The 11,699-nt window shown below is 69.9% G+C and carries 14 protein-coding genes and 2 pseudogenes; 10 read left to right on the top strand and 6 right to left on the bottom strand.

What is annotated here, in order from left to right:
- Positions 1-144: 144 nt before the first annotated feature.
- Positions 145-534: a cupin domain-containing protein gene (locus tag IEZ21_RS18160; protein ID WP_033321953.1), complete on the bottom strand. Its 390-nt coding sequence runs from the start codon at positions 532-534 to the stop codon at positions 145-147.
- Positions 535-821: 287 nt separating this feature from the next.
- On the opposite strand from IEZ21_RS18160, the pseudogene IEZ21_RS18155 reads away from it, so the two are divergent.
- From IEZ21_RS18155 to IEZ21_RS18135, 5 genes and pseudogenes are all read left to right on the top strand, one after another.
- Positions 822-1,070, top strand: a pseudogene (locus IEZ21_RS18155) (Zn-ribbon domain-containing OB-fold protein); the annotation flags it as partial.
- A 31-nt stretch (positions 1,071-1,101) separates the two neighbouring features.
- Positions 1,102-1,713, top strand: coding sequence for a GNAT family N-acetyltransferase (locus tag IEZ21_RS18150; RefSeq protein WP_189322960.1), 612 nt, complete (start codon positions 1,102-1,104; stop codon positions 1,711-1,713).
- A 231-nt stretch (positions 1,714-1,944) separates the two neighbouring features.
- The gene (locus tag IEZ21_RS18145; RefSeq protein ID WP_189322959.1) at positions 1,945-2,394 is read left to right on the top strand and encodes a DoxX family protein; all 450 of its coding nucleotides are present in this window, start codon (positions 1,945-1,947) and stop codon (positions 2,392-2,394) included.
- A complete protein-coding gene (locus IEZ21_RS18140) occupies positions 2,394-2,813 on the top strand; it encodes a Zn-ribbon domain-containing OB-fold protein (protein WP_189322958.1) in 420 nt (139 codons plus the stop codon). The genes IEZ21_RS18145 and IEZ21_RS18140 overlap by 1 nt, the downstream gene beginning before the upstream one ends.
- A 96-nt stretch (positions 2,814-2,909) precedes the next feature.
- Positions 2,910-3,185: a type II toxin-antitoxin system Phd/YefM family antitoxin gene (locus IEZ21_RS18135; protein WP_189322957.1), complete on the top strand. Its 276-nt coding sequence runs from the start codon at positions 2,910-2,912 to the stop codon at positions 3,183-3,185.
- A 253-nt stretch (positions 3,186-3,438) separates the two neighbouring features.
- On the opposite strand, the gene IEZ21_RS18130 is transcribed toward IEZ21_RS18135, so the two are convergent.
- Positions 3,439-4,095 (bottom strand): pyridoxine/pyridoxamine 5'-phosphate oxidase, encoded by a 657-nt coding sequence (locus IEZ21_RS18130; RefSeq protein ID WP_189322956.1) that lies wholly within the window; start codon positions 4,093-4,095, stop codon positions 3,439-3,441.
- 235 nt (positions 4,096-4,330) lie between these two features.
- On the opposite strand from IEZ21_RS18130, the gene IEZ21_RS18125 reads away from it, so the two are divergent.
- The gene (locus IEZ21_RS18125) at positions 4,331-5,200 is read left to right on the top strand and encodes a GNAT family N-acetyltransferase (protein ID WP_189322955.1); all 870 of its coding nucleotides are present in this window, start codon (positions 4,331-4,333) and stop codon (positions 5,198-5,200) included.
- Between the two features lie 63 nt (positions 5,201-5,263).
- On the opposite strand, the gene IEZ21_RS18120 is transcribed toward IEZ21_RS18125, so the two are convergent.
- The 3 genes from IEZ21_RS18120 to IEZ21_RS18110 all read right to left on the bottom strand — a co-directional run bounded on the left by IEZ21_RS18120 (position 5,264) and on the right by IEZ21_RS18110 (position 7,463).
- Positions 5,264-5,689, bottom strand: a complete 426-nt coding sequence (locus IEZ21_RS18120) for a pyridoxamine 5'-phosphate oxidase family protein (protein ID WP_189322954.1) — start codon at positions 5,687-5,689, stop codon at positions 5,264-5,266.
- A gap of 145 nt (positions 5,690-5,834) precedes the next feature.
- Positions 5,835-6,173: an XRE family transcriptional regulator gene (locus IEZ21_RS18115; protein ID WP_189322953.1), complete on the bottom strand. Its 339-nt coding sequence runs from the start codon at positions 6,171-6,173 to the stop codon at positions 5,835-5,837.
- Between the two features lie 123 nt (positions 6,174-6,296).
- Positions 6,297-7,463 carry a thiolase C-terminal domain-containing protein gene (locus tag IEZ21_RS18110; protein WP_373302247.1) on the bottom strand — a complete coding sequence of 389 codons (1,167 nt, stop codon included), beginning with the start codon at positions 7,461-7,463 and terminating at the stop codon, positions 6,297-6,299.
- A gap of 135 nt (positions 7,464-7,598) precedes the next feature.
- Here IEZ21_RS18110 and IEZ21_RS18105 point away from each other — a divergent pair, with 135 nt between their 5' ends.
- Together IEZ21_RS18105 and IEZ21_RS18100 are read left to right on the top strand one after the other, a co-directional pair.
- Positions 7,599-8,798: an acyl-CoA dehydrogenase family protein gene (locus tag IEZ21_RS18105; protein ID WP_189323186.1), complete on the top strand. Its 1,200-nt coding sequence runs from the start codon at positions 7,599-7,601 to the stop codon at positions 8,796-8,798.
- Positions 8,798-9,274 (top strand): nitroreductase family deazaflavin-dependent oxidoreductase, encoded by a 477-nt coding sequence (locus IEZ21_RS18100; RefSeq protein ID WP_189322951.1) that lies wholly within the window; start codon positions 8,798-8,800, stop codon positions 9,272-9,274. Before IEZ21_RS18105 ends, IEZ21_RS18100 begins: the two co-directional genes overlap by 1 nt.
- Before the next feature lie 223 nt (positions 9,275-9,497).
- Here the strand turns inward: IEZ21_RS18100 and IEZ21_RS18095 are convergent, their stop codons facing one another.
- Positions 9,498-10,145 carry a TetR family transcriptional regulator gene (locus IEZ21_RS18095; RefSeq protein ID WP_078491924.1) on the bottom strand — a complete coding sequence of 216 codons (648 nt, stop codon included), beginning with the start codon at positions 10,143-10,145 and terminating at the stop codon, positions 9,498-9,500.
- Between the two features lie 105 nt (positions 10,146-10,250).
- On the opposite strand from IEZ21_RS18095, the pseudogene IEZ21_RS47645 reads away from it, so the two are divergent.
- Positions 10,251-10,484, top strand: a pseudogene (locus tag IEZ21_RS47645) (VOC family protein); the annotation flags it as partial.
- A 165-nt stretch (positions 10,485-10,649) separates the two neighbouring features.
- A partial coding sequence (locus IEZ21_RS47640) for a serine/threonine-protein kinase (protein WP_246567858.1) occupies positions 10,650-11,699 on the top strand: 1,050 nt, incomplete at its 3' end.

Raw genomic sequence — 11,699 nt, 5'->3', positions numbered from 1 at the left:
GCCTGAGCGTATTCATCGCATCACTTGATGGGTATCGGTCAAGCCCGGAATCGATTGCGAATCGATCACGGCTGTGGGAGGAGTGGGTGGGATTCGTGGTGCGGGTGCCTCAGAGTGCGCGATCGATGAGGTTATCGATGAGGTTCATGTACGCGAAGCCGTCTGCTCCTTCTCCGGCACCGCGTACCCGGGAACGGACGGCCACCGCACGGTCAGCACCACCGACTCCTCCTCCGCGACCCAGGAGTGGTCCACTCCGTGGCCCCACACGACGTAGTCGCCCTGGCGTTCCAGCAGAACGCTGCGGCCGGGAAGCTCGACCCGGAAGCGACCGCTGATGAGAACCAGCAGGGCCGTGCGTTCCTCACCCCGCACCCACTGCGCTCGCTGGTCACCACTCGGGTGGACACCCCACTTGATCTCCACCGCGTCGCTCCGGCGAGGATCCCCCTCGCCCTTGAAGTGTCCGAGCAGCCACCCGCGGTCAAGCGCCGCGTCCCTGCCCGCATTGCCCACGTACACGCCGTCGTCCATGTGGCCGAACGCTAACACCGGCCCACCCCACCACTCACAGCCCGACCAGCACTTCCGCAACGGGCCTGGGTTGCAGTCCGAGCGCGCGGGGTTCGGAGTTTCTGTTGCTCGCAGGGCGGGGAATGAACACCACGCACTGCAGGCTGGCGTGCTTCAGTGCCGCGGGCTTCAGCGATGCGCTGCGCACTGAAGCCGCGCGGGGCGGTGTGCTGCTGGTCGGCCTCGACGAGCTCTACGGGTAGGTCTCCCCTTGGGTTTCCCCTCCTGATGGTCTTGCGTGAGCGCTGCGCATCCGCGGGCGCGCCGCGCTCTACACCTGGTCCGTGGTCCACCGCAACGATCTCCCGCCGTTCGGGAGTCGTACGCCGTACGTCGCTGCCGTCGTCGATCTCGCCGAGGGGCCGCGGATGATGACCGAGGTGGTGGAGTGCGAGGAGGGCGCGCTGCGGGTCGGGATGGGGCTTGAGGTGGCGTTTCGGGAGGCGGGAGAGGGGGCGGGGGAGGTCGTGGTGCCGGTGTTCCGGCCCCGGGCGTGAGGCGTGGAGACGTACAGGATTCAATGGACTGATGGCCCATATTCACGAGCGGTTCCTCGTCAATCCTTTCCCCGAACTGCACGGCCACGGACTGCGGTTGTGTGCCTGGGACCCGGAGTCCGACCGTGATGTCGAGGCGTGGCTGTGTGGCGTGACCGACCCGGTGTTACAGCGCTGGAACACGCCGCTGAAGACGGTCACCGACATCGACACCGCCCGGGACGCGCTCCGCGCGCGGGCCGAGAAGGCGGCGGACGGCAGCGCAGCCTCCTTCCGTGTCACGGACGCGGAGAGCGGCGCGACGCTCGGCCACATCGGCGTCAACGAGATCGACACCGTCACACGCTGCGCCCGCGTCGGCTACTGGGTCCTTCCAGAGGCCCGCGGCCACCGGGTCGCCACGCGGGCACTTGTGCTCGCCTCCCGCTGGGCCCTCACCGAACTCGGCCTCCACCGCCTGGAGTTGGGCCACGCCATCGGCCACGACACCTCCTGCCGCATCGCGAACCGCTGCGGCTTCCTTCTCGAGGGCACACTTCGCGGCGCGATGTTCGAGGCGGGGCGACGGGACGCGTTCCGGGATGAGCACCTGCATGCACGGCTCGCCACGGATCCGGAGCCGCAGCCGCTCGCTCCGGGATGAGCTGCGGGGTAGGGGAGGCGGGGGCTGGTTCGTAAAAGTGTGACACTTCGACGCCAACTGTCACACTTTTACGAACCAGCCCCCGGGTCCTCACGGCCACAGCAGTTGCCTGGCCCAACCCTCCTCCGTACGGCGATAGTCGAGCCGCTGGGTGTCCGCATGTCTTGCGCAGAGGGCACCTCATGCGCTGAACTGACGTACCGTCAGATTTGCGCGGGAGGAGCCGAGGGCATGGACACGATCTGGCTCACCGGTGCGGAATGGGGCGCCGTGCTGCGTATCGGGCTCGGGCTGTGGTGGCTGGAGAGTTGGCGGCACAAGGACAAGAAGGGGTGGTTCGAGCGGGGGACGGGGATCGCCTGGGCGGCGGATGTCGCGGCGAAGCACCGTTGGACCGCCGTGCGCAGCGGCTTCGACGTCGTCGTCGCGCCTCGGCCGAGGGCCATGGCGTACGTCGTCGTGTATGCGGAACTCGCCTTGGGGCTGGGCCTGGTCGTCGGCTTCCTGACGCCGATCGCCCTGGTCGGCGGCCTGCTCCTCAACCTCCTCTACCTCGTCCTCATGATCCATGACTGGGCCGAGCAGGGGCAGAACTCGATGATGGCGCTGATTTCCCTGGTGGCCCTGTTCGGGATGTCGTGGCAGACGTGGTCGCTGGACAGCGCGTTGGGGCTCTTCTGATGGGGGCGGCGCGGTTCGATGAGCCAGAGGTGGATGCCTTCACGCGTGCGTACTGGGAGGCGGCCGGCCGTGGCGAGTTGCTCGTGCGGCGGTGCGGGGAGTGCGGGAGGGCTCACCACTACCCCCGCGAGTTCTGCCCGTACTGCTGGAGCGAGGACGTGGCCTGGGAGCGGGCGAGCGGGCGCGCCGCGCTCTACACCTGGTCCGTGGTCCACCGCAACGATCTCCCGCCGTTCGGGAGTCGTACGCCGTACGTCGCTGCCGTCGTCGATCTCGCCGAGGGGCCGCGGATGATGACCGAGGTGGTGGAGTGCGAGGAGGGCGCGCTGCGGGTCGGGATGGGGCTTGAGGTGGCGTTTCGGGAGGCGGGAGAGGGGGCGGGGGAGGTCGTGGTGCCGGTGTTCCGGCCCCGGGCGTGAGGCGTACGGACGTACGGGATTCCATGGCGCGCCGACCCATCTCCACGCGATTCCGGCCTGTAGCACAGTGAGACACGGCGGGCGACAATTGCGCTCATGAAGACGATCACCCAGCGGGAGTTCCTCACCAACTCCGCCGCCGTCATGGACGCGGTCGAGGCCGGCGAGACGTACCACATCGCGCGTAACGGCATAGAGGTCGCCGAACTGCGTCCGCTGGCACGTCGGCGGCGGCTGAGCGCCGAGGAACTCGTTGCCCGGCACCGGACGCTGCCGCGTGTGGACTACGCGCAGATGCGAGCGGAGGCGGACGAGGCCGTCGGCAGCGATGAACTCGTCGAGTACGACCCATGGGAGCGCAAGCGCGGCTGATCGTCGCCCCAAGGCGTCCTCGATACCTGTACCTACATCGATCTGGGTGTGCTCAGCTCGGAGGACCTTCCCGCTGCGCCGGAGCTCACCGCCGTGACATTCGCCGAGTTGCAGCAGGGTGTGGCCATGGCCAAGAACCCCGCTGCGAGAGCGGCCTGCATGGAGAAGCTGGGAGTCGCGGTCGCCGACTTCGACCCCCTGCCGTTCGACGGGGACGCTGCTGCCAGATACGGCACTTTGGCGGCGGTGGTCCTCACGGCCACAGCAGTTGCCTGGCCCAACCCTCCTCCGTACGGCGATAGTCGAGCCGTACGTGCCGTCGCCGGGCGTCACCCTGGAAGAACTCCACCTCGTCCGGCCGGACCAGGTACAAGGTCCAGGACGGAGCCTGGGCCTCCGGCTCCCGTTGCGCCCGCTCCCAGGCGGACTCCGACGCGCGCGCCAACTCCCCGACGGAGTCCAGCACTTCGCTCTGGTGGCCGACCAGAGCCGCCGCCAGGGAGCCGGTCGAGCGGGCGTGCAGGTCTGCCTGGGACTCCTCCGGTGAAGCGGGCGTCACCGGGCCGCGTACGCGTACCTGGCGGCCCTGGGCCGGCCAGTAGAAGCCGAGGGCCGCGTAGGGGCGGGTGGCCAGGTGGCGGCCCTTGCGGCTGGTGGCGTGGGTGGCGAAGGACCAGCCGTTCGCGTCGGCGCCGTGCAGCATCACCGTGCGGACGTCGGGCAGACCGTCCTCGTCCGACGTCGCGAGCGACATCGTGTGCGGCTCGGTCTGCCCGGCCGTCACGGCTTGTGCGAGCCACCGCGCGAAGAGGGGCAGCGGCTCCTCGGGCGCCTCGGCCGGGTCGAAGACGGGCAACTCGGTGTCCCACACGCGCAGGGAACGCAGAAGCTCGTGAAGATCCGTTTCCATAGGGCGAGTATCGCGCGACGGAGCATCCTGCCGGTCACGGGCGGCCGCATGCCGGGCAAGCGGCGACTCGGGCCCGGAGTGCTGCGTTTTCCCGGGGCCATAACATCAGCGGCTTCGCCGCGGGCCCCCGGACCCCCAGCAGAAAAGCAGGTCGGCTGGAGTGACCGGGCGGACATCGCGCAGCAAACTCGAATAAATCGCGAGCGTGGCGGGGCGGTCCACGGGACCATTGCGCATGGCTTCCGTTTCGCCCGACTGGCATCTCACCCGTGACCTCGAGGTCTTCCTCGACCGCGCCGGGAGCTTCCTGCGCTCGGAACCCGCCCTGCACACCGTGCAGTTGACGGTCACCGACGCGCTGGGCAGATCGGGCTCGGCCACCTTCGGGCCGGAGCCGCCGCACTTCGCCTGGCTCACGGACCGGGACGGTGCCGTGCGGGCCACCGCCCTGCGGACACCTCCGCACCCACTGAACCTGACCGCCACCACCCGCGAGGCCGCCGACGCGCTCGCCGCGCGGCTCTCGGAGGCAGGTCATCCACTCCCCGGCGTCAACGGCCTCGCCGACACGGCCGCGGCCTTCGCGACCGCCTGGGAACGCCGTACCGGAGCCACCGCCCAGCCCACGACGAACCAGCGGCTCTACCGGCTCGGCACGCTCACACCACCCGAGCCGGCCCCGCCCGGCAGGGCGAGGCTCGCCACCGGGGACGACCACGGGCTGGTCGCACGGTGGCACGCCGAGTTCGGCGCGGCGACCGGCCAAAAGGCCAACCGCGACCCGGACCGCTGGGCCGAGGGTCGTATCGCCCACGGCGGCATCACGTTCTGGGAGACGCCGGACGGCACGCCCGTCGCGATGGCGGGCGCCATCCCGAAGGTCGCCGGGCAGATCCGCGTCGCGCCCGTCTACACCCCGCCCGCGCTGCGAGGCCGCGGTTACGCGAGTGCCGCCACCGCCGCGGTCAGCCGCGCCGCGCTCGCCGCGGGCGCCGACGAGGTGCTGCTCTTCACAGACCTCGCCAATCCGACCAGCAACGCGCTGTATCAGCGGATCGGCTATCGGCCGGTACGGGACTTCGCCACGCACACGTTCCATGCATGACGTTCCGTACGTGACTTCCGTGCGCGATGACCCGTACGTGATGTCCCGTATACGTGACGCGCCTCAGACCGAACCGAGGTCCGACGACAACCAGTGCTCGGGGCGCATGCGAACGATCACCTGCTCGCCGTGCTCCTTCCAGGCGAAGTCGACGTAGCCGTCGACCTTGTCGGGCGGGAGGTAACGGGCGGCGAGTTCCCGGAGGTGCTCGATGGTGGCGGGGGTCGTGTCGATGACCGGCCCCTCGACCGACACGTACCGGATGGTGGGTTCGAGCCGGTCGACCAGCAGGGAGAACCGGCCCGCCGTGCCGAGCAGCCGGTTCTTGCGGGAATCGAGCCCGATCAGGATCCATACGGTGCCGTCGGATTCGTACTGGTACCAGACCGGCACGGTGACCGGACCCCGTCCCTCCCCGCCATCCACCGCGAACGCGGCGACGTGCGGCTCGGCCAGGAACTGCTCACGCTCTTCGCGACTCAGGGCCATGTCGGTCTCCTCCGGCTTCCAGGATGCGGACAGTGCGGACAATTCTCGTCTGAGTCAGCGTGCCCCGTACTGCTCGGTATTTCGACATGTGTGAGCCACACCCGCAGATGCGGCCCTCGGCCATCAGCGCTCCGGCAGCCGTGGCTCAGCCGACCGTGTACGCGGCACCCCCGAAGTCCGCCACCACCCGGAGCTCGCCGCCCAGGGCACGTACGTAGGCGCGCAGGGTGGCCACCTCCGTACGGTCGATCTCGCCGTGCTCGATCGCCGAGATCCGCGGCGTGGAGACCCCCATCGAGTCGGCGATGTCCCGTTGGGTGAGGCCCTGCTCACGACGGATCTCGGCGAGCTTGTAGGCCCACACTTCGGTGAGGAGCCGCTCCCTGTCGGCCTGCTTCTCCTCGGGCGACCGCACCGGGATCCCCGCAGCCTTCCGCTGCTCGTCCACCCGGCGCTTGACTTCCTCCCAGCTGGCCGCGTTCATTCGCTCTCCCTCGTGTCCAGCTCGGCCGGGTGCCGACTGAGCCATGGGCAGAGTTAATGCACGCGGTAACCCTCGGAGTGTGGATCACCCCCGGTTCACCCGAACGAGGAGTTCGCCCGACCCTTACCCCCGCCCCAGCACCACCGTCCCCGACGAGCAGAACCACCCACCCGTGCCGGACGCGACGGCCAGCTGGGGCAACTCCCCATCTCTCCGCCGGACTTGACGCGCCCCCGCCTCCCCCCGCAACTGCCGCACCGCCTCCACCAGCAAGAACAGCCCCCGCATGCCCGGGTGTTGGGCCGACAGCCCGCCTCCGTCCGTGTTCACCGGCAGGTCCCCGCCCACCATCAGTCGGCCCTTCTCGACGAACGCGCCGCCCTCGCCCTTCTCGCAGAAGCCCAGGTCCTCCAGCGTTACGAGCGTCATGTACGTGAAGGCGTCGTAGAGCTGGGCCACGTCCACCTCCTCCGGGCGGACTCCCGCTCGCTCGAACGCCAGCTTTCCGCTCACCGCCGCCGGGGACACCGTGAAGTCCGGCCACTCGGACATGGTGGTGTGGGAGACGTGTTCGCCGGTGCCGAGGATCCAGACGGGGGGCGTACGGCAGTCGCGTACGTACTCCTCCGCCGCCAGAAGAACAGCCGCGCCCCCGTCGGAACGTATGCAGCAGTGGAGCTTGGTGAAGGGGTCCGCGATCATCGGGCCGGACAGGACGTCCTCGACCGTGATCGGATCGCGGAACATCGCCTCGTCGTTCAGCGCGGCGTTCGCCCGCGCCTGGACGGCCACGGAGGCCAGCTGTTCCAGGGTCGTCCCGTACTGGTGCATATGGCGGCGGGCGGCCATGGCGTACTTGGCGATCAGGGTGTGCCCGTACGGGACCTCGAACTGCAGCGGACCCCGTGCGCCGAACGACAGGTTCCCGGTACGACGGCCCGCCTTGATGTCCGCGCGGGCCGTGGACCCGTACACCAGCAGGACCGCGTTCGCGTGCCCGGCGGCGATCGCGTCCGCCGCGTGGGCCGCCATGACCTCCCAGGTCGAGCCGCCGACCGAGGTCGAGTCGACCCAGGTGGGGCGCAGGCCCAGGTACTCGGCGACCTCGACGGGGGCCAGGGTGCCCAGGCCCGCCGAGGCGAAGCCGTCCACCAATGACCGGTCCAGGCCCGAGTCGGCCACGGCGCGGCGGGCCGCCTGGGCGTGCAGCGCGTACGGGGTCGCGTCGTCCACACGGCCGCAGTCCGAGAGGGCCACGCCGACGACGGCTACTTTCCTCCGGGCTCCCATGACCATGAATCTGACGGTACATCAGATACGGAGGGAAGTGGCAGGTGTCGTGCCTCTGGGCATCCCCGCCTCGCCGCCCTAACATGACGGACCGTCAGATCACATCACTTGCAGGCCGTCGTCCCGGAGGTGGCCATGGACGCCCGCTTCACCGCCGAACAGGACGAGATCCGCCGTACCCTGCGCGAGCTGCTGCACAAGCGCTGCGGTGCGGAGGAACTGCGGGCCGCCGTCGACACCCCGGCCGGGCACGACCCCGCGCTGTGGACCACCCTCGCCGAACAGCTCGGCCTGCCCGGACTCGCGCTTCCGGAGGCGTACGGCGGTGTCGGCTGCTCAGTGACCGAGCTCGCCCTCGCCTGCGAGGAGACGGGCCGGGTGCTCGCTCCCTCGCCCCTGCTCGCGACCACCGTCCTGGCCGCGCCGCTGCTGCTCGCCCTCGGCACCGAGGAGCAGCGAAGCAACCTCCTCCCGCGCCTCGCCTCCGGCGCCCTCACCGCCGCCCTCGCCGTACCGGGCACATGTCTCGCCACCGCCCTCGGCCTGACCGGCGACAACCACGGCGACTGGGCGGGCGGGGGCCGGGCGGGGGGCGTACAGGCCAAGCGCTCGGAAGACGGCGCCTGGCGGCTCTACGGGCAGGTCGATCAGGTGCTGGACGGGCACAGTGCGGGGTTGCTGGTCGTGGCCGCGCACAGCGGTGGGTTCTCCCGTTCCCGCACGCTGCTGTTCCTCGTACGGGCAGGGGCCGACGGGCTCGTACGCATGCGGCAGACGTCCCTCGACGCGACCCGCCCGCAGGCCCGCCTCCAACTCCGGGATGTGGACGCGGAGTTGCTGGGCCACCAGGACGCGGACGTGCTGTCCGTGCTGTCTGTGTTGGCCCGCGTCGGGGACACCGCCGCCGCCGTCCTCGCCGCCGAAGCCGTCGGCGGAGCCGATCGCGTACTGGAGCGGACCGTCGAATACGTCAAGCAGCGGGAGCAGTTCGGGCGGGCGATCGGGTCGTTCCAGGCGGTCAAGCACCGGCTGGCCGACCTGTATGTGCAGGTCCAGGCGGCCCGCTCGGCCGCCTACTACGCGGCCTGGGCGACGGCCGCGAGCGACGAGCGCGTGGGTCCGCTCGCGCTCGCGCAGGCTCTCGAGGCGTTGCGCGCCACCGCGTCCGAGGGTGTGCAGTTGCACGGTGGGATCGGGTTCACCTGGGAACACGAGGCGCATCTGTACTTCAAGCGGGCGGCCGGCGACGAGCTGCTCTTCGGGCCCGTGCACCGGCTGCGGGCGTACGCGGCCGAGGAAGCGCGGCTGTTCGGCGGCGGGGAGGTGGCGGTCTGATGGCCGTTTCGATAGGAGTCCGGGTGGTGCAGAAGGTGTCCTCGACGCGGGCCTTCGCACGGATCGCTCCACGCGTCGTCCCCGCGCTCGACCGCGCCGTACACCGGCTCACCCGTGGAAAGGTCCTGCTCAGCGCCCAGCTGCTGCCCGGCGTCATCCTCACGGCGCGCGGGGCGAAGAGCGGACTGCCCCGGCGTACGCCGCTCGCCTGCATGCCGGAAAGCGACGGAACCTGGATTCTCATCGGCTCCAACTTCGGGCGTACGGATCATCCCGCCTGGACCGCCAACCTCCTCGCCCACCCCGACGCGGAGATCAACTGGAAGGGCAGGGACATCTCGGTCACCGCCCATCTCCTGCGGGGCGAGGAACGGGACACGGTGTGGAAAGCGCTGCTGGACTTCTGGCCGCCGTACGCGACGTACCAGGCACGGGTCGCTCGCGAGATACGGCTCTTCCGGCTCGTACGACGTTGACAGGCCGGACGGCGCCGACGGGCCGGACGAGCCGACGGCCGTACGACGCCTGAGGGGCCCGTACGACGCCGACGGCCTCGTAACGCGACGGACGGCAGTCCACCGGAACGAGCTCCGAAGTGAACTGCCGTCTGCCTGACAGGATTTGGGCCTACGAAAGCGTGGAGGGCCAGTGGGGGGTACCAAACCGTACTGACAACTAACAAACAGATACCAGAATGACCTATCTAGTCGGCTTCTTGCCGGTCACGCCCATATGTACCAACAGGGCCAGATTCGGCTTGAGTTCGGCCTGCTTGACGCCCCAGGACTGGAAGCCCTTCTGGTGCGAGGCCACCGCCGCGAGCATCGCGACGATCGAACCGGCCATCGCCGCCGGGCTCACGTCCTTGTCGACCTTGCCCTTGGCCTGGAGCTCCTTGACCGTGTTCGTAAGGGAGTTGTTCACGGAGTTCAGGATCTTCATACGGATCTTGTAGAACCGTTTGTCCCCCTCGGCGGCGCCCAGGTCGACGACGCGCAGGATGGCATCGTTTTTGCGCCAGAAGTCGAGGAAGCCGTCGACGAGTTCCTGGGCCGTCTGCCAGCCCGCCTTGCCGGCCCAGGAACGTCCCTCGAGCAACTCGGTCAACCCGGCGCCCTCCGCGGCCATTTGCTCGGCGATCTCCAGGACGGCGCCCTCGACGTCCGGGAAGTACTGATAGAAGGTCGCCGGTGACGTGCCCGCTTTCCGCGCGACGTCAATGACTTTGACATCCCGGTAGGGCGACGAGCTGAGCATCTCGCTGAGGCAGTCGAGCAGCTTCTGCCGAGTCGCCTGCCCACGCCGTCCGGCCACTCGGCCGTCGACGGTACGCACTTGTCCTGTCATGACGTCAGCTTACCGAGGGGTGATCGGGGCGCGATTCGGCCGACTGCAAATGGGGTGCAACTGCTCTGCGGGATGCGCGGAAGGCGATTAGCTTGGGCGGTATGGCCGAATTCAGGCCGTCTGCCGCCGACGCCGGTTTCGGGGAGGGCGTCCCCTGCCGGCTCGACGCCCGGATTCCCCTTCCTCGTCCACTTCCAGGTGGAGGACTGTGACGCCGCACTCGGTACGGTGAGGCGACTGGGCGGCCGAATCCAGGCGCTGCCCTTCGACACGTCGTACGGGAGTGTGGCGGTCGTCACCGACAATCAAGGGGCGTCTTTCGCGGTGCTCCAATGCTGAGGATGCTTTTGTCCTGGAACGCCCCGAGACATCCAGGTCCGGCCCCGGGTTCGCAACCGATGGCCGGGCCAGGAAGAATCGGAGTGCGTGCCGCCGGAGCGGTTCGGTGGTGAGACGCTGCGCAGTGGCTGGAAACACAGCCGCGTACGGGGAGGTGGCAGGCAAGTGGTGGATCAGCTGACGCAGCACGATCCGCGGCGGATCGGGCCGTTCGAGGTGCTGGGACGGCTGGGTGCCGGCGGCATGGGGCTGGTCTATCTGGCGCGCTCGGCTTCGGGCCGGCGGGTGGCGATCAAGACGGTCCGTACGGAACTGGCCGAGGACCAGCTGTTCCGGGTCCGCTTCGCGCGCGAGGTCGAGGCGGCCCGTGCCGTGTCCGGCTTCTACACGGCGGCCGTGGTCGACGCCGACCCGCGCGCGGCCGTGCCGTGGCTGGCCACCGCGTTCGTGCCCGCGCCCTCGCTCGAGGAGATAGTGACCGAGTGCGGGCCGATGCCGGCCCAGGCGGTGCGCTGGCTGGCGGCGGGCGTCGCGGAGGCGCTCCAGTCCATCCATGGTGCCGGGCTCGTGCACCGGGACCTCAAGCCGTCCAATGTGCTGGTGGTCGAGGACGGGCCGCGCGTGATCGACTTCGGTATCGCGTCCGGTGTCTCCAACACCCGGCTGACGATGACCAACGTCGCCGTGGGCACCCCCGCCTATATGTCGCCCGAGCAGGCCAAGGACTCACGCAGCGTGACCGGCGCGAGCGATGTCTTCTCGCTCGGCTCGATGCTCGTGTTCGCCGCCACCGGCCACGCCCCCTTCCACGGCGCGAACCCCGTCGAGACCGTCTTCATGCTCCTCAGGGAGGGCCCGGACCTCGAAGGCCTCCCGGAGGAACTGCGCCCGCTGATCGAGTCCTGTATGCAGATGGAGGCCACGGCCCGCCCCAACCCGGCCGACCTCCAGGCCCAGCTCGCCCCGCATCTGTTCGGCTCCGGCTCCGACGACAGTGGTACGGCGTCCGCGTGGCTGCCCGAGCGGGCCGTGAGCCTGATCGAGACCCGGCGAGGGGGGCGTCCGCCGGCGAAGCCGTCGTCCGGCGGTGGCCGTAGTGGCGGGCGGGGCGCGCCCGACGTCGGGGCTGCTGCCAGGCCCGCCGTGCCGCCTCCGCCGGCGCATGATCCGCCGGTCCCCGTCGGCGCGGGCACAGGGCGGCACGGCGGGGGGCCC

The sequence above is a fragment of the Streptomyces flaveus genome, from assembly GCF_014647675.1.
Taxonomy (GTDB): domain Bacteria; phylum Actinomycetota; class Actinomycetes; order Streptomycetales; family Streptomycetaceae; genus Streptomyces; species Streptomyces flaveus.
Note: the sequence above shows the minus strand (reverse complement) of the source record. Positions and strands in the feature narration are given on the sequence as shown.

Bases quoted from the DNA above. Each gene is read 5' to 3' on its own strand.
- IEZ21_RS18110 (WP_373302247.1), bottom strand. From the start codon at position 7,463: ATGGGAGCCCGGAGGAAAGTAGCCGTCGTCGGCGTGGCCCTCTCGGAC.
- IEZ21_RS18145 (WP_189322959.1), top strand. From the start codon at position 1,945: ATGGACACGATCTGGCTCACCGGTGCGGAATGGGGCGCCGTGCTGCGT.
- IEZ21_RS18125 (WP_189322955.1), top strand. From the start codon at position 4,331: ATGGCTTCCGTTTCGCCCGACTGGCATCTCACCCGTGACCTCGAGGTC.
- IEZ21_RS18120 (WP_189322954.1), bottom strand. From the start codon at position 5,689: ATGGCCCTGAGTCGCGAAGAGCGTGAGCAGTTCCTGGCCGAGCCGCAC.
- IEZ21_RS18135 (WP_189322957.1), top strand. From the start codon at position 2,910: ATGAAGACGATCACCCAGCGGGAGTTCCTCACCAACTCCGCCGCCGTC.
- IEZ21_RS18115 (WP_189322953.1), bottom strand. From the start codon at position 6,173: ATGAACGCGGCCAGCTGGGAGGAAGTCAAGCGCCGGGTGGACGAGCAG.
- IEZ21_RS18130 (WP_189322956.1), bottom strand. From the start codon at position 4,095: ATGGAAACGGATCTTCACGAGCTTCTGCGTTCCCTGCGCGTGTGGGAC.
- IEZ21_RS18160 (WP_033321953.1), bottom strand. From the start codon at position 534: ATGGACGACGGCGTGTACGTGGGCAATGCGGGCAGGGACGCGGCGCTT.
- IEZ21_RS18150 (WP_189322960.1), top strand. From the start codon at position 1,102: ATGGCCCATATTCACGAGCGGTTCCTCGTCAATCCTTTCCCCGAACTG.
- IEZ21_RS18140 (WP_189322958.1), top strand. From the start codon at position 2,394: ATGGGGGCGGCGCGGTTCGATGAGCCAGAGGTGGATGCCTTCACGCGT.
- IEZ21_RS18100 (WP_189322951.1), top strand. From the start codon at position 8,798: ATGGCCGTTTCGATAGGAGTCCGGGTGGTGCAGAAGGTGTCCTCGACG.
- IEZ21_RS18095 (WP_078491924.1), bottom strand. From the start codon at position 10,145: ATGACAGGACAAGTGCGTACCGTCGACGGCCGAGTGGCCGGACGGCGT.
- IEZ21_RS18105 (WP_189323186.1), top strand. From the start codon at position 7,599: ATGGACGCCCGCTTCACCGCCGAACAGGACGAGATCCGCCGTACCCTG.